The sequence below is a fragment of the Clostridiaceae bacterium HFYG-1003 genome, from assembly GCA_024579835.1.
GTDB lineage: Bacteria > Bacillota > Clostridia > Clostridiales > Clostridiaceae > JG1575.
In genome coordinates, this window is the sequence record CP102060.1 from 1,203,084 (window position 1) to 1,221,224 (window position 18,141).

Annotated in this window: 14 protein-coding genes; 12 read left to right on the top strand and 2 right to left on the bottom strand. The window is 52.1% G+C overall.

From position 1 onward, the window contains the following. The first annotated feature begins 572 nt into the window (after window positions 1-572). The 9 genes from miaB to NQU17_05560 all read left to right on the top strand — a co-directional run bounded on the left by miaB (window position 573) and on the right by NQU17_05560 (window position 11,941). On the top strand, window positions 573-1,946 hold the full coding sequence (gene miaB / locus NQU17_05520) for a tRNA (N6-isopentenyl adenosine(37)-C2)-methylthiotransferase MiaB (protein UUM13021.1): 1,374 nt from the start codon (window positions 573-575) through the stop codon (window positions 1,944-1,946). Window positions 1,947-2,214: 268 nt separating this feature from the next. Beyond that, window positions 2,215-4,815: a DNA mismatch repair protein MutS gene (mutS, locus tag NQU17_05525; GenBank protein UUM13022.1), complete on the top strand. Its 2,601-nt coding sequence runs from the start codon at window positions 2,215-2,217 to the stop codon at window positions 4,813-4,815. A gap of 1 nt (window position 4,816) precedes the next feature. Continuing rightward, window positions 4,817-6,757 carry a DNA mismatch repair endonuclease MutL gene (mutL, locus tag NQU17_05530; GenBank protein ID UUM13023.1) on the top strand — a complete coding sequence of 647 codons (1,941 nt, stop codon included), beginning with the start codon at window positions 4,817-4,819 and terminating at the stop codon, window positions 6,755-6,757. After that, window positions 6,754-7,698, top strand: a complete 945-nt coding sequence (gene miaA / locus NQU17_05535) for a tRNA (adenosine(37)-N6)-dimethylallyltransferase MiaA (protein UUM13024.1) — start codon at window positions 6,754-6,756, stop codon at window positions 7,696-7,698. Before mutL ends, miaA begins: the two co-directional genes overlap by 4 nt. 29 nt (window positions 7,699-7,727) lie before the next feature. Beyond that, complete coding sequence (gene hfq / locus NQU17_05540; protein ID UUM13025.1) at window positions 7,728-7,988, top strand: RNA chaperone Hfq; 261 nt, start codon at window positions 7,728-7,730, stop codon at window positions 7,986-7,988. Between the two features lie 246 nt (window positions 7,989-8,234). Next, on the top strand, window positions 8,235-8,582 hold the full coding sequence (locus NQU17_05545; GenBank protein UUM13026.1) for a hypothetical protein: 348 nt from the start codon (window positions 8,235-8,237) through the stop codon (window positions 8,580-8,582). A gap of 254 nt (window positions 8,583-8,836) precedes the next feature. Continuing rightward, a complete protein-coding gene (locus NQU17_05550) occupies window positions 8,837-10,120 on the top strand; it encodes a methionine gamma-lyase family protein (GenBank protein UUM13027.1) in 1,284 nt (427 codons plus the stop codon). Window positions 10,121-10,153: 33 nt separating this feature from the next. Continuing rightward, a complete protein-coding gene (locus NQU17_05555; protein UUM13028.1) occupies window positions 10,154-11,455 on the top strand; it encodes a hemolysin family protein in 1,302 nt (433 codons plus the stop codon). Between the two features lie 12 nt (window positions 11,456-11,467). After that, window positions 11,468-11,941: a hypothetical protein gene (locus NQU17_05560; protein UUM13029.1), complete on the top strand. Its 474-nt coding sequence runs from the start codon at window positions 11,468-11,470 to the stop codon at window positions 11,939-11,941. A 217-nt stretch (window positions 11,942-12,158) separates the two neighbouring features. Here NQU17_05560 and lexA read toward each other — a convergent pair whose 3' ends face one another. Further along, window positions 12,159-12,764 (bottom strand): transcriptional repressor LexA, encoded by a 606-nt coding sequence (gene lexA / locus NQU17_05565; protein UUM13030.1) that lies wholly within the window; start codon window positions 12,762-12,764, stop codon window positions 12,159-12,161. 394 nt (window positions 12,765-13,158) lie between these two features. Here lexA and deoD point away from each other — a divergent pair, with 394 nt between their 5' ends. Then, window positions 13,159-13,875, top strand: a complete 717-nt coding sequence (gene deoD / locus NQU17_05570; protein UUM13031.1) for a purine-nucleoside phosphorylase — start codon at window positions 13,159-13,161, stop codon at window positions 13,873-13,875. A 287-nt stretch (window positions 13,876-14,162) separates the two neighbouring features. Here deoD and NQU17_05575 read toward each other — a convergent pair whose 3' ends face one another. Further along, a complete protein-coding gene (locus NQU17_05575) occupies window positions 14,163-15,185 on the bottom strand; it encodes a tyrosine recombinase XerC (protein ID UUM13032.1) in 1,023 nt (340 codons plus the stop codon). Between the two features lie 236 nt (window positions 15,186-15,421). Here NQU17_05575 and NQU17_05580 point away from each other — a divergent pair, with 236 nt between their 5' ends. Both NQU17_05580 and NQU17_05585 read left to right on the top strand, forming a co-directional pair. Then, window positions 15,422-16,549: a hypothetical protein gene (locus tag NQU17_05580; GenBank protein ID UUM13033.1), complete on the top strand. Its 1,128-nt coding sequence runs from the start codon at window positions 15,422-15,424 to the stop codon at window positions 16,547-16,549. Window positions 16,550-16,943: 394 nt separating this feature from the next. Beyond that, window positions 16,944-18,116: an ATP-grasp domain-containing protein gene (locus tag NQU17_05585; GenBank protein UUM13034.1), complete on the top strand. Its 1,173-nt coding sequence runs from the start codon at window positions 16,944-16,946 to the stop codon at window positions 18,114-18,116. Window positions 18,117-18,141 lie beyond the last annotated feature (25 nt).

An 18,141-nucleotide genomic window follows, 5' to 3' on the forward strand; every position in this document is an offset into this window, starting at 1 on the left:
ATTTGAAAATCCTTGCTGGGAAATTGACCTGTCTCGAGAAGTTAACCTGTCTCGAGAAGTTAACCTGTCATGTGGGATTAACCTGAATCGACGGATAAGCCTGCAGGAGACGGTACGGAGGAACTGAACTGATATAAAGATCCTGTCCAACGGGCAGGATCTTTATTCATGGCTGGCTAGTGGATGATGGAAGCCAATCCCGGAAGAAACCTGGGATCTGGTGAAACCGAATGGATCGAATTCTCTCCGTGCCGCATTTCAATTAGCTCTAGGATTTTTGGGCGTTGGTGAGTAAAATCAGCGAGAGACTCATCGGACAGGGACTATCTTCGTTGCTATGAGGATCATTGCTTTGAAGTCTGCTGCTCAAAAGGCTGCCGCTGCTCAAATAGCCGCCCGAAAGACCACCCTCAGGCGACTTCCCATAGAATTGGAACAGGTGGTCGATTTCTGTTATAATATCGAGATAGAAGAGGTGATTTCCCGTGACAACTGAAATGGAACAAAGCAAATCTGAAGAACAAAGCGCATTGAATCACACTGATTCCGGCTCGGCAGAGCATGGAATCCTTATGTATAAACCACTGGAATCGGACAAGGCAAAGCCCATGGGACAGGGACTGAAGTACTTCATTGAAACCTGGGGCTGCCAGATGAACGAGGAAGACTCGGAAAAGCTGGCCGGCATGCTGAAGGGGATGGGATATGAACCCACTCCGTTCAAGCATCAGGCAGACTGTATCATTTTCAACACCTGCTGTGTCCGGGAAAATGCTGAGCTGAAAGTTTACGGTAATCTGGGCATGCTCAAAAAACTCAAGGAGAAGAATCCGGAGATGATCATTGCAGTCTGCGGCTGCATGATGCAGCAGCAGGGCGTGGCGGAGCACATCCTGAAGCGCTATCCCTATGTTGATATTGTATTTGGCACCCACAATGCCTGGAAGTTCCCGGAATATCTGTTCCAGGCCAAGCGGGACAAAGTTCAGGTCCGGGAAATTCTGTCCGATGAGCAGCGGATTGTGGAAGGGGTCCCGGTAGAACGCGAATCCGGACTGTCGGCCTATGTGACGATCATGTACGGCTGCGACAATTTCTGCTCCTACTGCATCGTACCCTATGTCCGCGGCCGGGAAAAGTCCAGAACCCCCCAGGCCATTCTGCAGGAAATCCGCGAGCTGATTGCTCAGGGCTATGTCGAATTCACTCTGTTGGGTCAGAACGTCAATTCCTATGGCAAGGGCCTTGAGGAACCGGTGAGCTTCGCTCAGCTGTTGCGCATGGTCAATGACCTCCCTGGCGTACGCCGGATTCGCTTCATGACCAGCCATCCCAAGGACATCGATCTTGAAGTGATCCGTGCCATGAAGGAATCAGAACACATCACAGAGCAGATTCATCTGCCGGTGCAGAGCGGTTCCAGCCGCATTCTGAACATCATGAACCGCAAATATGACCGGGAAACCTATCTTGATTTGATACGAACGGTACGCCGGGAACTTCCCGGAGTCGCCCTCTCCACCGACATCATTGTCGGCTTCCCCGGAGAAACCGAGGAAGACTTTTCGGAAACACTGAGCCTGTGTGAGGAAGTTGGCTATGATCTGGCCTTCACCTTCATCTACTCCAATCGCAACAACACCCCGGCTGACCGCATGCCGGACCAGATTTCCGATGAAGTCAAGCATGAACGGTTTAACCGTCTGGTGGAAGTGGTCAACCGCAAAGCCATGGAGCGCAATGAGGCCCTGGTGGGACAGATCCATGAAGTGCTGGTGGAAGGTCCCAGCAAGACCAACGAAACTGTATTTTCCGGAAGAACCCGGACCGGCAAGCTCGTCAACTTCCCAGGGGATGCAACCCTGGTGGGGCAGTTCATTCCGGTCCGCATCACCCGTGCAAATTCCTTCAATCTGTATGGAGAAGCCGTCGAACACAGCAGTTAAACAGCGGTTCATCCCATGACTTAAAAAACTATGTCTCCCGGTCTTCTCGCCCCAGCGGACCGGCCGCATAGTTTTTTTTCGCTGCAGGTTTCCCTTACTTTGGCAAGGGCTGGAACCTGTGCTACAGTTATACTATGGCTTCCCGCACAAACCGGGAAAGCCGCGCCGGACAGTCCTGAAAAGGGTGTCGGCGCAACCTGGGGCAATCCATGCTCCCACGGCGGGATCCTGCGGGATTCCGCGCAAATTGCAGAAAAGAGGTATTCACATGGCACTGACACCCATGATGCAGCAATATTTCAAGTTAAAGGAAGAATACCCGGACTGTATCCTGTTTTTCCGGCTGGGTGACTTCTATGAGATGTTCTTTGAGGATGCCCAGGTGGCGTCCAAGGAACTGGAACTGGTTCTGACCGGGCGGGACTGCGGGTTGGAGGAGAGAGCCCCCATGTGCGGCATTCCCTACCATGCGGCCAAAAACTACATCGGCCGGATGGTCGACAAAGGCTACCGCATCGCGATCTGTGAGCAGATGGAAGATCCTGCCCTGGCCAAGGGCATTGTCCGGCGCGATGTGATCAAGATCATTACGCCCGGTACCATCAATGATGAAACCTTCCTGACCGAGGATGCCAACAGCTATCTGATGGCGATCAAAAAAGGCGCAGGCAATGGCTCCTATCCGGAAATCTCTCTGGCTGTCACCGATATCACCACCGGTGATTTTCTGACCGCCAGCTTTCCTTATGATCTGGAAATTCTCCGTTCGGAAATCGCCAAGTACGATCCCCGGGAAATCCTGCTGTTTGAAGAAGACGAGGTGGCCGAACTGGTCCGCCGGGAAGTCCGCACGGCAGTCACCCTGCAGGGGCATCTGCTGCCCCTGGAAGAGGACGCCGTCCTCCATCATGAGTTTACCCACATCCAGGGCAGCGTCCCTTATAACGGCAAGCAGTGCGTCCTGGGGCTGGTGAACTATCTGAAAAGCACTCAGAAAATGTCGCTGTCTCATCTGACGACCCTGGAAGCCTATGCCGTCTCCGATACCATGGCGCTGGATCTGAACACCCGGCGTAATCTGGAACTGACGGAAAACATCGTGGACAAGTCCAAGCGCGGCAGCCTGATCTGGATCCTGGACCAGACCATGACGGCCATGGGGGCACGCAATCTGCGGCGCTGGATTGAAAAGCCGCTCATTGTGCAGCAGGAGATCCAGAACCGGCTGGACGCCGTGGAAGCGCTCTACCGGGACATCGGGTTCAACGAGGAAATCCGCGAGACGCTCAAAGGCGTCTATGACATCGAGCGGATGTCAGGCAAAGTGGCCCAGAAGAACATCAATCCCAGGGAGCTGCTCAGCCTGAAGCAGTCGCTGGAACGGATCCCCACAGTCAAGCAGCTGCTGGGACAGGTGCAGTACGGCGTGCTGGAAGAACTGCGCGAAGAACTCGATGAACTGGCCGATATCGCAGATCTGATCGGGCGGGCCATTTCAGAGGACGCCGGCGTCTCGTCGAAGGAAGGCGAAATCATCAAAGCCGGCTATGACAAGGGCGTCGACGAGCTGCGCGACATCAAGCGCCATGGCCGCCAGTGGATCGCTCAGCTGGAAGCCCAGGAACGCAGCGTCACGGGCATCTCTTCCCTGAAAGTCGGGTTCAACAAAGTGTTCGGCTACTACATTGAAATCACGAAGGCCAATTTCGGAAAAATCCCGGAAGGGCGCTATGTGCGCAAGCAGACCCTGGCCAATGCGGAGCGCTATATCACCGAGGAACTCAAGGAAATGGAAGAAAAAATCCTGGGCGCCGAGGAAAAGCTCCAGGATTTGGAATACAGCCTGTTCGTCCAGGTGCGGGACCAGGTTGAAGCCAATACGGAACGGCTCAAACGGACCGCTGCAGTTCTGGCCCAGCTGGACTGCTACGCCGCTTTTGCCAAGGTTGCCCTGGATCGCAGCTATGTCCGCCCGTCGTTCAACAATCAGGGCGTCATCAAGATTGCCGACGGACGCCACCCGGTCGTGGAGGCCATGATCCCGCGCGGCGAATTCATTGCCAATGACACGCTGCTGGACTTTAAGAAGAACAACTTCCTGATCATCACCGGTCCCAACATGGCCGGAAAAAGCACCTACATGCGCCAGGTGGCCTTAATCACCTTAATGGCTCAGATCGGATCCTTCGTTCCGGCGGTGTCCGCCGATCTGTCCGTCACCGATCGGATCTTCACCCGCATCGGCGCGTCGGATGATCTGTCCGGCGGCAAGTCCACCTTCATGGTGGAAATGACCGAAGTCTCCAATATCCTTAAGAACGCCAGCCATGACAGCCTGATCCTGCTGGATGAAGTGGGGCGGGGAACGAGCACTTACGACGGCATGGCCATTGCCTGGTCAGTGACCGAACACCTGATGAAGGAAGACGGCATCAAGGCCAGAACCCTCTTTGCCACCCATTACCACGAACTGATCGCCCTGGAGAAACAGCTGCCCGGCGTGCGCAATTACTCCGTTGCCGTGAAGGAAGTGGGTCAGTCCATCATTTTCCTGCGCAAGATCATTCCCGGCGGCGCGGATGAATCCTACGGCGTCGAAGTAGCCCGGCTGGCCGGCCTGCCCCAGGAAGTCATCCAGCGGGCCCGCGAGATTCTGCTGGGTCTGGAAGACTCCGGGAAAAAGAAGAAGATCAAGGAGCGAACCGAGCGGATTCAGCAGCTGAACTTCATGGATGTGCTGCTGGATGAAGGCGGCGGCTGTGCCCAGGAAGTGCTGGACGCACTGCGCGGACTGAACCTCAACGCCATGAGTCCCATGGAAGCCATGATGAAGCTGTATGAACTGCAAAATCAGCTGAAAGGAGATTAACGTGCCCGAATTCAGAATCAACCTGCTCAGTCAGGAAACGGCCTCCAAGATCGCGGCCGGGGAAGTCGTGGAGAAGCCCGCCTCGGTGGTGAAGGAACTGGTGGAGAATTCCATCGATGCCGGCGCCCGAAATATTACCGTTGAAGTAGTCAACGGCGGTCTGGACCTGATCCGCATTCTCGATGACGGACACGGCATCCGCAATGCGGACATGGAACGGGCTTTCCTGCCCCATGCCACCAGCAAAATCAAAGAAATTAATGATATCTTCGATATCATGACCCTGGGCTTTCGCGGCGAAGCGCTGGCCAGTGTCGCCGCTGTCTCGCGCACTTTGCTGAAAAGCCATGCCAAAGAGGAACAGGACGGCATGGAGGTGTTCTACGAAGGCGGCGAGGAAAAATTCCGGAAATACTCGGCCCTGGATCAGGGCACGATCATCGATGTCCGGGATCTGTTCTACAATGTCCCGGCCCGGCTGAAGTTCCTGCGGACCGCGCAGAAGGAAACGGCCAACGTCACGGATATCCTGACCCGGCTGGCTCTGTCTCAGCCCCAGATCGCCTTCACCTTCTACAACAACGAGAAGCTTGTATTCCGGACCTACGGCACCGGGAAGTTGCTCGATGTCATCCGCAGTGTCTACAATCGCAAGACCGCCGAGCAGGTGACCTGGTTTGAACGGGAAGCCGACGGCATTAAAATCCACGGCTACATCGGCAATGAGGAGATCGCCCGCGGCTCGCGCAATCAGCAGACGATCTTTATCAATGGCCGCTACATTACCTCCCGCTCTTTGACCGCCGCCGTCGAGCAGGCGTTCAAGAGCTTTATCACCATCAATAAATTCCCGTTTTTTGTCCTCTTCCTGGAACTGGCGCCCCATACGGTGGATGTCAATGTTCATCCCCAGAAGGCGGAAGTCAAGTTCAGCGATGAACGGCTTATGTTCCACACCGTTTTTGAAACAATCCACGGCACGCTGCGCACCATGTATCAGGGCAACCTGGGCTTTGAACAGGGCCTGGCCTCTGATCCGGTCCGGGAGACAACCCCCGAAACCGCGGGCCAGCCCATTCAATCCGCCGATTTTATGCCCTTTGACAAAACCTCCCGTGACAGTCTGATCCGGGAAGAAGCTTCCCCTCGGCCGGATTCATCAAGCTATTTCCAGGAACCGGCTCACGTTCAGGAAACCTGGCCCCGACCGGAGGACGAACCCACCGAAGTCCGACTGCCCGTTGACCTCAAATCCGACACGGCCCATCACCGGCTGGATAACCCCATCAGCCAGAGTCCCCAACCCACGGGCTCTGCCCCCGAGATACAACTGCCGAAAGCAGCCGAGGAAGTCCTTCCGAAGTTCCCCATGCCCCGCATAATGGGGCAGTTCAGCAAGACCTACATTCTGGCGGAACTGGGCGATGCCCTCTACCTGATTGATCAGCATGCGGCCCATGAGAAAATCAACTTTGAACGCTATATGGAGGATCTGCTCCAGGGTGATCTTCCCATCCAGCCGCTCCTGCTGCCTCAGGTCCTGGATCTGGCGGTGGATGACTACGCCGTCTGGCTGGAGAATGAGGCGGTATTTCAGGCCGCGGGCTTTGCCATTGAAGCCTTCGGGGAGCGGACGTTGAATGTACGGGAAGTTCCGCTGTTCCTGAGCGGCAGCAACGCCGAGTCCTATTTCAAGAGCATACTGGACAATCTGAAAAACCTGGGGAAGGGGACCAGTCAGGAAATTCGCTATCTGAGGATCGCGACGGCGGCCTGCAAGGCTTCCGTCAAAGCCAATGACGAACTGACCCTGCCCGAAATGCAGCACCTTTTAGAAGACCTGCGTTACCTCAAGGAGCCGTTCACCTGTCCGCACGGCCGTCCCACCATGATCCGCTTCACCCGGACTGAGATCGAAAAGATGTTTCGGAGGATCCAATGATGGAGCGGCGGGTTATTGTTCTGGCCGGCCCCACGGGCGTCGGCAAGTCTGACCTGGCGGTGGAACTGGCACAGCGCCTCAACGGTGAAATCATTTCCTGTGATTCCATGCAGATCTACCGGGGCATGGACATCGGTTCAGCCAAAATCAAGCCGGAGGACATGCGGGGGGTTCCGCATCATCTCCTGGATTTTCTTGACCCGGCCACTGCCTTCTCCGCCGCTGAATATCAGACACTGGCATTGAAGACCATCGAGCAGATTCATGAGCGCGGTCATATTGCGATCCTCACCGGGGGAACGGGTCTCTACATCAACTCCGTCATCTATCCGCTGGGATTCACGGCGGCTGACCGGTCAGACGAAATTCGCCGCAAGTATGAAGATGTTCTCCGGGACCAGGGGCGGGAAGCGCTGCATCAGCTTCTCCAGCAGCAGGATCCCGTCTCTGCCGGACGCATCCATGCCAACAACGTCAAGCGGGTCATCCGGGCACTGGAGGTTCAGGAAATGACCGGGCGGGCGTTCTCGGAATATGGGGAGGAAAAGGTGCTGCGCCAGGATCTGGAGATCTACTATTACTGGATCAGCATGGACCGAACCCGCCTCTACGACCGGATCAACCGCCGGGTTGATGTCATGATGGCGGAAGGTCTTCTGGAAGAGGTCCGGTCGCTTCAGGCGCAGGGACTAGGACCGATGCATCAGAGCATGCAGGGGATCGGCTACAAGGAACTGCTTCACTGTCTGGAGGGGAAGGTGTCCCTGGAGGAAGCAGTGGATCAGATCAGGCAGGGATCCAGAAATTATGCCAAACGCCAGATGACCTGGTTTCGAAATGATCCAAACTGTGCGGAACTGTCAAAAGAATTGATGACAGATGAACAAATGGTCGCTAAAATAGAAAGTGATGTTTCAACGCATCAGACACCCAAGAAATAGAAAGCGGGGACTACCCGACGGGAGGAACTATGAATAAGACAACGAACAATCTTCAGGATATTTTTCTGAATGGGGCAAGAAAATCCAGACTTGGAGTAATCATCCACCTGGTCAATGGCTTTCAGCTGAAAGGCATCGTCAAGGGTTTTGATAATTTTACTGTCATCCTCGACTCTGACGGAAAGCAAATGCTGGTCTATAAACATGCCATCACCACCATTACGCCGTCCAAACCCATCCTCTTCAACAACAAGGAAGATGAAACCGAGATGACCGGAGCCGAAGCCTAACACATCAGTTCAATAACTCAGATCATTCCGGCAGGCACAGGCATTATCCTGGCCTGCCTTTCCTTTTCCCATCTGTTCAGACAATGAAAAAACCTTTTTCGAACTGACAACGGCCAAACAAAGGAGCTGGCAAGCATGAATCAGCAAACGAATCAGCAAACGAATCACCCTATGAATAAAAATACATCAAAAAATTCAATTCAAAGGAAGGAACCATGTACCCCCGGAACACGAAACCACCTTTGGATGGTGCTGATCTCTTACTCATTGCTGGGGATCTTCTATTTATTGACTCGCCATCTGACCTTCGGACTGCATGGAATGAAGTCCTGGCCGGATCTGATGGCGCTGATCGCACTGATTCTTCTTAGTCTGGCCATCGGCTTTAAGCGCCGGATTCTGACTGGATTCGTCCTGGCGGGACATATCGGGGGATATGTCCTGGCCATGCTTTTCCAAAGAGATGGAATCGACCCGGGAGGAGGCAGAACCAATAATGCCTGGCTGATCTGGCTCATCAGTTTCCTGCTTGTCTCAGGAATGGGACTGGCGGGAGAAATCGTTCTGCGCCGAAAAGGGAAGAACATCAACTGAGATATTCGAACTTTGTCTTTCGCGAAGAGAAGTCCGCTGAGAAACTTCAGCCGATGCCAGCAACTCAAGTGATCAGTCGATCTTCAGCCAGAGATCAGCCCAGGTTCAACCAAAGATAATGGAATGATCCGAAAGAGTTTTGTCTATATCAGCAGGGAACCGTTGTTTTTTGAAAACTGTGTCATTTCATGATAAAATACTTCTTTGTGAGACACAGGTTTGTGTAACAGAATCTTTCGATACGGAGTATTTTTATGATAGAAAAGACCAGACAATTGTTGAAAACACGTTACCGCATTTCCGATGAACTGCTTGACCTGCATGACCGGGTTTTGGAAGAGCTCGCCCCTGAACTGTCCTATTATGATGAGATTCGGGAGTACAATCAGCTGAAAGTCACCCGAGCCTTCCATGAGGAGCGCATCAGTGATTCCATGTTCAGCATGTCCTCAGGCTATGGTTACGGGGATCTGGGCCGCGATAAGCTGGACGCGGTCTATGCCAGAGTTTTCGGTGCTGAAAGTGCCTTGGTGCGGCCGCATTTTGTCAATGGCACCCATGCCATCACGGCTGCGCTGTTCGGCAATCTGCGCCCAGGGGACACGCTCATGACCATTACCGGCCGCCCCTATGACACGCTTCATAATGTCATCGGCATCGGTTCAAAGAAAAATGTCGGTTCCTTAATGGACTATGGCGTTAATTATCTGGAAGTGGATTTCAAGGATGGACTGCCGGATAAGGAAACGATCCGCCAGATGCTGGCCGAACATGACGTGAAAATGGTACATATTCAGCGTTCCACCGGCTACAGCTGGCGTCCGTCCATGAATTTGACAGTCATGGCAGGTATCATTCGTTTTGTGAAAGAACAAAAAGATGATATCATAATCTTTGTAGACAACTGCTATGGGGAGTTCATCGAGACCGTTGAGCCCACTGAACTTGGCGCGGATCTGATCGCCGGATCTCTGATCAAAAATCCAGGCGGTTCCATTGCGCCCACCGGCGGATACATTGCGGGCCGGGCCGATCTGGTAGAACAGGCAGCATACCGCCTGACAGTTCCGGGCATCGGCGGAGAATGCGGTTCCACTTTCGGCGTTACGCGGCTGATGTTCCAGGGATTCTTCCTGGCGCCGCATATTTCGATGGAAGCCGTCAAAGGCGCGATTTTCTGTGCCCGTCTCATGGAACATCTGGGTTATGAAGTCAAACCCAGGGCAACAGAACGCCGCACGGACATCATCCAGGCCATTCGCTTTGGCGAACCGGGTAAACTGATTCGATTCGTCAAAGGGATTCAATACGGCGCACCGGTTGATTCCTTCGTTGAATGCGAACCCTGGGACATGCCCGGCTATGATGACCAGGTCATCATGGCTTCCGGATCCTTCATTCAGGGCTCTTCCATCGAGTTATCCTGTGATGCCCCAATCCGGGAACCCTATATTGCGTACCTGCAAGGCGGGATTACATTTGATCATGCCAGGACCGGCATTTTGATTGCCGTTTCCAATACATTGAAACAGGAGTAGAAAATGGACCAACCGGGTATATTACCCCAAATATTGATCATCATTGTACTGATCCTCATCAACGGTTTCTTTTCCATGTCGGAAATGGCCATCGTTTCTGCCAGCCGCTTCAAGATCCACAACCTGGTTTCCGAAGGGGACAAGCGAGCGTCCAAGCTGGAACACCTGATGGCATCGCCCTCCAATTTTCTGGCGACGATCCAGGTCGGTATTACCTTTGCCGGCTTCTTTACCGCCGGTCAGGCGACCAAGTCCTTTGAGTCGCGCCTGGCACCGCTGTTTGACCAGCTGCCGTTTCTGGCGCCATACTCTGAAGTCGTCGCGTTTATCCTCATCACACTGATTATGTCCTATTTCACGCTGGTATTCGGGGAGCTTCTGCCCAAGCGCATCGCCCTCCAGAAGCCGGAAGCCATAGCCCTGGCCGTGGCCGGACCGGTCAGCACCATATCGAAGGTTACCATTCCGTTTGTCCGGCTGCTTTCCGGCTCCACGACGTTCTTCGGCAAGCTTTTGGGCATCCACTCGGATAACATTGAGGAAGAAATCTCCATCAGTGAGATTCGGGCGAAAATCGAGGAAGGCAAGGAACGGGGCGTCATCAACCAGACGGAACGTGATATGCTTGATGGGATTTTTGAATTTGACAATAAACTGGCCCGGGAAGTCATGACACCGAGAACCGATGTTTTTCTGGTGGATATTGCTGAAAAACCGGAAACCATTATTCGGATGCTGACCAATGGCCGCTATTCACGGATCCCGGTCTATGAGAACGAGTCGGACAATATTATCGGTATGCTCGTGCTAAAGGATATTTACCGCGAATACATCAATAAGGGCTCCGTCAAGGATATTCGCAAAGTCATGCGCGAAATCCTGTTTGCGCCGGAAACCAAGCACATTGATGATCTGTTCAAGGAAATGCAGGCGAAGAATCATCATCTGTGCGTCCTGATCGACGAGTACGGCGGTTTCTCAGGGATCGTTACGATCGAAGACTTGTTGGAAGAAATTGTAGGCAATATCTTCGATGAGCATGATATTACCTACACTGAAATTAACCGGATTGATACGGACACCTATATTGTCGACGGCATGGTTACAATCGCTCAGCTCAATGATGATCTGAACCTGGACCTGGACAATGAGAACGCGGATACGATCGGCGGCTACTTCATCGAGAAACTGGGCCGCGTTCCGGAAAAGGGCGATGTAGTGGATGATCTGGCGATCCGGATGGAAGTACTGCGCATCCGCGGACGTCGGATCAAGGATCTCAAGATCATTATAAAAGATATTGATGTTCCGGAAGCCGTGGACGACGAATTTTAGAGAGGGAAACGTATGAACGGAGTGGCGTTGGTCAACCTGGTCATGGGAGGATATCTCCTGTATGACGCATTCAACCGTCTGGCAGCTCACCAGAGCCTGCTGATATTCGATGACTACCTGGGGGGCTTCGCCCGCTATATCCCGATTCTTCTGGCCATCGGCCTGATCCTGACGGCGATCCTGCTGTTCGTAAAAAAGAGCACCTCCTGGCTGTTTTTTTCCTATGTCATCTCATTCCTGGTACTGCTTTTCTACACTCCTTCGGTGTTCTACAGCGGAATCGAGGAACGCTATTCGCCCTGGATCCTGGTTTTTCAGTTCCTGGTACTGATCACCTGTACGATTCTGCTCTACGCGACGCGGGAGCGGGGCAAGGGGAGTGCCAGCGTCCTGCACCGGGAGACCTACTCAGAGTATAAAAAAGGCATGAAGCAATTTGAAGATCCCGAGTCGAAAACCGGCAGGAAGAATTCCAGACCGGAATAAGACGAACCTCAGTCAGTAAGATCTTCTGACCGAAACATCGGTTCACAACACCCAATTTTAGAACAACCCATCCCTATAACAAGAACAGCGAGCTTACGAAAGCTCGCTGTTCTTGTTATAAAGACGATTCAGTTATTCCTGACCTCTGTTTTTCCGTTGAAGAGGGAACGTTTCATTGGCTGAAATCCCATCGCTTCAATCTCTCGGGAAGGATTTGTTAGCGGTATTTCCGGTAGATGCCGACCAGGCGGCCGAGAATCCGGCAGTCCGGTACAATGATTGGTTCCATGGTGTCATTTTCCGGCTGGAGCCTGATGTAATTGCGTTCCTTGTAGAAGGTCTTGATGGTCGCTTCCTCATCGATCAATGCAACAACAATTTCACCGTTGCTGCAGGCTTCCACCTGCTCGATGATGGCGAGGTCGCCGTTGTTGATGCCGGCGTTGATCATGGATTCTCCAAGAACTTTCAGAATGAACAGGTTTTTATCATGTTTTACAAAGTGCAGGGGCATAAGGAAGTGGTCTTCTATGTTTTCCTGAGCCAGTATCGGGACGCCGGCCGTTACGCGGCCTACCACAGGAATTCGAACCATTTCAGGACGGTCATTAAGTTCAGGAATTTCCAAAGCCCGGGGCTTCGTGGGGTCACGCCGGATCAGGCCTTGCTTCTCTAAATTCTGCAGGTGGTTCTGGACGGACGAAGTTGATCTCAGGTCCACCGCATCGCAAATCTCGCGAACCGATGGAGGGTATCCTTTGGCTTCTGTGTAGGTCAGCAGAAACCGGTATACTTCTCTTTGTTTTTCTCCTTTTCCGGACATACGACACCTCTCTTTAATAATTTAATATCATTGTAGCATAACAGACCCCGAAAACAAACACTTGTTCCGTAAATATGTTCTAGTTTTGCCGCAGTTTCAGCACATTCGGGAAAAGACCGGACTCTTTGACCGCCTGCCAGGCGGATTCAGTTGCCCTGAATCAAATCAGCCCGATTGCTTCAGGGGCAGAAGGGGCCAGGATGCCGTCTATTTGTGTCGCCGTTTCCATGTGTTACGGGTTTCCCCCTTGAGCAGGGCAGCCGGAAATTGCAATTGGCGCGCCCTGGCGGGATCATTCTTAACTTTCTTTGAAGACATTCCTTTTCCCAGGCTGATTCTCTATAATGATATCAAAGGCTTTTGATCAAAATACAAATGAACTCAGGAGGTAACTATGTCCATTCATATTGGAGCTAAACCAGGCGACATCGCCAAGACGATCTTATTACCGGGGGATCCGCTCAGAGCGAAATTCATCGCAGAAACATTCCTGGAGAATCCCGTTCAGTTTAATGAAGTCCGGGGCATGCTCGGCTTTACCGGAACCTACAAGGGAGTGCCGGTTTCTGTCATGGGTACCGGAATGGGCATCCCGTCCATCTCCATTTATGTTCATGAACTGATCCATGATTATGGCGTTAAGAATCTGATGCGCGTCGGATCTGCCGGAGCCCTGATCCCGGAAGTGGTGATTCGTGATGTGGTTCTTGCCTCATCCGCTTCCACCACCAATGGTTTTAACAAAAACCGGTTCCGCGGACTGGATTACGCGCCGACTGCAGATTTCACTCTTCTGTCCAAGGCATATGAATCAGCTAAAGAACTGGGTCTGGACGCCAAAGTCGGAAATGTCCTGTCCTCAGATATCTTCTATGATGAAACCAATGCCCAGGGTCTGTTTGCCAATGCCGGAACCCTCTGCGTTGAGATGGAAGCTGCCGGTTTGTATACCGCGGCTGCCATGGCCAGAGTTCGGGCACTGGCCATCCTGACGATCTCCGATTCACTTGTGACAGGAGAAGCCACGACTTCCGAAGAACGCCAGAAGACCTTCACCGACATGATGAAGATCGCGCTGGAAACCGCCGTCAAGGTCAACGATCTGGACTAGGCTTCCCATGAAAAAGATCGGGAGTTTTATCACTTCCGATCTTTTTTCATTCTTTCGAAGTCATTCTTTCGAAGTCATTCTTTCGAAGTCATTCTTTCGAAAACATCCTATTCGATTGACCTGAGCGATATTCCATTTGATTGACCCGACGGTTATTCCAATTGCTTACCTGACTATTATTCCATTTGCTTGACCTTTGTTAATCCAGCTAATTGCCTCATATTCATGACAATAGATGATTGATAAGGATGTCAGCCGGACACCCGTGATCAGATCCTGCAGTAAGGCTACTTCTTTCCCCTGGTCAGATCAGACCAGCGGTCGATGTCGCGCAGGGGATTGGCATCCGCCGAGTCCCGAAGCCGTTCATCGTCGACATGGGTATAGATCTGAGTGGTGGAGAGATTTTCATGCCCCAGGATCAATTGAAGCGAACGCAGATCCACATTGCCATGCTTATACATCAAAGTGGCGGCAGTGTGTCTGAGTTTATGGGGGGTGTATTGGTCCGCGTTGATCCCGGCGTTGGTGATGTGCTTCTTGACCAGCCGCTCCACCGTCCGTTTGCTGATGGGGCGCTTGTGATTCGAGAGGAACAGGTAATTCTTGTACTCCGGCAGTACGCCATCCAGCTCGATGGTCTTCAGGTGATTATCCAGCGCTGCCAGGCAGGCTTTGTTCAAATAGACCGTTCGTTCCTTATTGCCCTTGCCGACGATGCGCAGCGTATCCTCGCGCAACATGGAGCGCTGTATGGAGGTCAGTTCCGAGATCCGGAGGCCGCAGTTTAAAAAGAGCGTCAGGATGCAGTAATCCCGGTAATAATCCCGGTGCGCGTGATCCATGGATTGAAGCAGCAGGACCGACTCATCCAGGCTCAGGTAGATTGGATTGCGTTTGCGGATGCGCGGTGATTCCAAATCAGACGCCGGATCCTGATCAATGATTCGGGCTTTGCCGTGCAAAAACTTGAAAAATGTCTTAATGGAAGCAACCTTTCGAGCCCGGGCTGTGGCCGAGTTTTCCCGCTGCTTCTCCAGAAATGACATATAGGCATACAAATTGGGCAGAGTAATACTTTGAAGGAATCGGTCGTCGATGACCGAGAGGTCAATTTCCTCAAACTCGACTTCTTCCGGTACGATCCCTTTGTAAATCATCAGAAAACGCAAAAAAACAGTCAGATCATAGCTGTAGGCAGTGACCGTTCCCGGACTTTTCCCTTTGATCGTCAGCAGGTAGGCCGTGAATTCATTGACTCTGGCCGGCAATTTTATTTCTTTCTCGCGTTGGATGCTGTATTTTGCCATGTTAACACCTCGTACCAAAATAATATCACAACCCCATTCAAAATGATATTTCGCGACAAGCCATTTCAAAAGGAGGACAGCAAGACCAGAGTGACAGGCTGTAATTCATGGTTCATGGCGAGACAACTTTAGCATTATATTGCTATTTAAAATCCTTCATATTGCTCTTTAACTTCCTTCGCCTGAGGGCTGAAGGCTATTCACATACTACAACTATTGTTATCAGGAGGCACATTATGGGCATTGGCCGCAAGGTAAAATTATTCACCGATTTCTCCCGCCAGGACTTTTATTCGGGAGAATCATTCCGCCGGATCCCCGTCAGCATTTTTTACCCGACTATGGCGGAGGGGACCTCACATTATGAAGATCTGTATGCCCCCCAAACCGAGCTGCTGGTTAAAATTTACGGAGAAGGCAAGAAAGATCGCATTCAGCATCTGAAGCAGCTGGAAACTTCTTTTTTGAATGATGCGGCACCGGATCTGAGTCAGCCTCGACCGGTGATCGTCTTTTCCCACGGTCTGGAAGCAGACCGCGACTTCTATTTATTTCTCATCGAGCCGCTGGTACGCGAAGGGTATGTCGTTGCAACCACGGGTCATTTGTATGACACCGATGTTACCCTGCTGCCAACCGGTGAAACAGTCCCCATGAAACCAGGACTTCTGGCAGAATCATCCTTTGACGAACGGACTTCGCAGATCGAGGCCCGAAGCAAGGATATGATGTTTGTCCTGGATCAGCTGGCGGCCCTGAATGAGACCGACGAATGGAACAACTTGCTGGATCTGAACCGGATCGCACTGGCCGGGCATTCCCTGGGCGGCATGACGGTACTGAAAAGCATGGTCCATCCCCTGGCAAAAGCGGGCGTTTTACTGGATGCTGCCCTGACGTATCTGGATGCGGAACCGACTCCGGGAAGTGGGGCAAGCTTGAACAAACCGATCCTGAATTTCCGAAGAGGTGACGTCAGCTACGGGGATCGTCTGCGCCGCCGGGTCGAGCAGGCAAAGGACAAATCACCGGAAAAGTTCCGGGAAATCCTTCTCAAGGAGCATGCATCGGCTCTGGCGGATGAGGCGGCCGTTCGAGCACTCTACCACTACGCCGGCGGAGACTGCCGACAGTATATTTATATGGATCGGACCGTCCATATGACCTTCTGCGACTGGTTCTGGCTGGTCAGTGACAAGCAGGACAAACGGAATCTGCCCATCGAAGAGGCCCATCGTTCCATTGTACAGGTCGTCTCTTCATTTTACCGGGAATATCTGCTGGAACAGGGAACACCTTACAGTGATTTGATTTGCTCAGCTCAGACCCTGGGCATTCACACGGAGGTCATCGCGCCGGAATGATAGGATCCCATGACTTTTTTCGTGGGATCGCATCCTGTCCCCCTATATCCGGATGATCCCGAGATCAGGGGAATCGCCGGAAGCTGAGCTGGAATCGAGCGACAGACTGCCCTGAAGGAACAGTACGTTCCTAGTTCATATCCTGCTTGCCCCGAATCCTGTTCGAAGGATTCGGAGCTTTATCGGCTTTGGTTTGTTCAAAGTCGACGGTCTTGAGTTACTGAACGAAAGGAATCGAAAGCCGGAAAAGGAAAGCAATGCGGAGCCTTCGGTTCTTCGGCAGGAAATTGAAATTTTGTCAGTAATAACTCCTTGTAGGCCAATGATTTCGTGATATAATTGGAAGAAAATTACAATTAATGCATAATTATGCACTGATTGGAAGGGGGAACCAATGAACTACGTATTTATCTCTCCCAATTTTCCCAGGGGGTACTCCAATTTTGCCGTGCGACTGAGAGAACAGGGTGTCAATGTTCTGGGAATCGGCCAGGACAGCTATCAGGAACTGAATCAGGATCTGAAGGAACATCTGACTGAATACTATCGGGTAGAACATATGGATCAGTATGATGAGGTACTGCGTGCTTTGGGCTATTTCACACACAAGTACGGGAAAATCGACCGGCTCGAATCTCACAATGAGCATTGGCTGATTCAGGACGCCCAGCTGCGTACCGACTTTAACATCCCGGGACTGAAAGCGCATGAAATGGAACCGCTGAAGTACAAGTCGAAAATGAAGGAAGTGTTCCGATCCTGCAACATCCCCGTTGCCTTGGGCGGCGTTGTCAGAAATCCAACGGAAGCCCGTTACTGGATCGATGTCTTTGGCTATCCCTGCGTGATCAAACCGGATATGGGCGTGGGGGCGCAGGATACACAGCTGCTGGTCAGCGATCATGATCTGGAAGATTTTTTCAGTACCAGATCCGGGAACCGGTACATTCTGGAGGAATTTATCGAAGGCGATATTGAAAGCTTCGACGGGCTGACTGATCAGGACGGTCAGGTGGTATTTACTTCAACCTTCCGCTTCAGCAGCGGCATCATGGATGTGGTCAATTCTGATCTGGATATCTTCTACTACTCGCTTCCTGCCGTGCCGGAGGACCTTTTGGAAGCGGGTACCAAAGCTGTGGAGGCCTTCGGACTCAAGGAACGGTTCTTCCACATGGAATTCTTTCGGACGAAACTGGGCAGCCTGGTTGCCCTGGAAGTCAATGTCCGTCCGCCCGGAGGCTATTCCATCGACATGTGGAACTTTGCCGGCGACATCGATCTGTATGAGCAGTATGCGAAAGTAGTCGCCTCCAACGCGTTCGATGCCCATGTTAAAGCCCGGCATTACTGCGCCTATACCGGCCGCAAATATACGAGTCAGTATGCCAATTCCATTGATGAGATCATCTATAACTACAGCTCCAGTATTCTATACCATGGGGAAATGCCGCGAATTCTGGCCAAAGCCATGGGGGACTACGCATTCATTTTCCGGGTCGACGACTTTGAGGAAATGAAAAAAATGGTTCGCTTTATTCTGGAAAAAAAGAATTTGGAACTGTAACTGGCAAGATCAATGAATCGGGAGG

What these genes read in the sequence shown, in the direction of transcription:
- hfq (UUM13025.1), top strand. Translation starts at nt 7,728, where the DNA reads ATGAATAAGACAACGAACAATCTTCAGGATATTTTTCTGAATGGGGCA.
- NQU17_05585 (UUM13034.1), top strand. Translation starts at nt 16,944, where the DNA reads ATGAACTACGTATTTATCTCTCCCAATTTTCCCAGGGGGTACTCCAAT.
- NQU17_05550 (UUM13027.1), top strand. Translation starts at nt 8,837, where the DNA reads ATGATAGAAAAGACCAGACAATTGTTGAAAACACGTTACCGCATTTCC.
- NQU17_05560 (UUM13029.1), top strand. Translation starts at nt 11,468, where the DNA reads ATGAACGGAGTGGCGTTGGTCAACCTGGTCATGGGAGGATATCTCCTG.
- NQU17_05575 (UUM13032.1), bottom strand. Translation starts at nt 15,185, where the DNA reads ATGGCAAAATACAGCATCCAACGCGAGAAAGAAATAAAATTGCCGGCC.
- deoD (UUM13031.1), top strand. Translation starts at nt 13,159, where the DNA reads ATGTCCATTCATATTGGAGCTAAACCAGGCGACATCGCCAAGACGATC.
- NQU17_05580 (UUM13033.1), top strand. Translation starts at nt 15,422, where the DNA reads ATGGGCATTGGCCGCAAGGTAAAATTATTCACCGATTTCTCCCGCCAG.
- miaB (UUM13021.1), top strand. Translation starts at nt 573, where the DNA reads ATGTATAAACCACTGGAATCGGACAAGGCAAAGCCCATGGGACAGGGA.
- lexA (UUM13030.1), bottom strand. Translation starts at nt 12,764, where the DNA reads ATGTCCGGAAAAGGAGAAAAACAAAGAGAAGTATACCGGTTTCTGCTG.
- NQU17_05545 (UUM13026.1), top strand. Translation starts at nt 8,235, where the DNA reads ATGGTGCTGATCTCTTACTCATTGCTGGGGATCTTCTATTTATTGACT.
- mutS (UUM13022.1), top strand. Translation starts at nt 2,215, where the DNA reads ATGGCACTGACACCCATGATGCAGCAATATTTCAAGTTAAAGGAAGAA.
- miaA (UUM13024.1), top strand. Translation starts at nt 6,754, where the DNA reads ATGATGGAGCGGCGGGTTATTGTTCTGGCCGGCCCCACGGGCGTCGGC.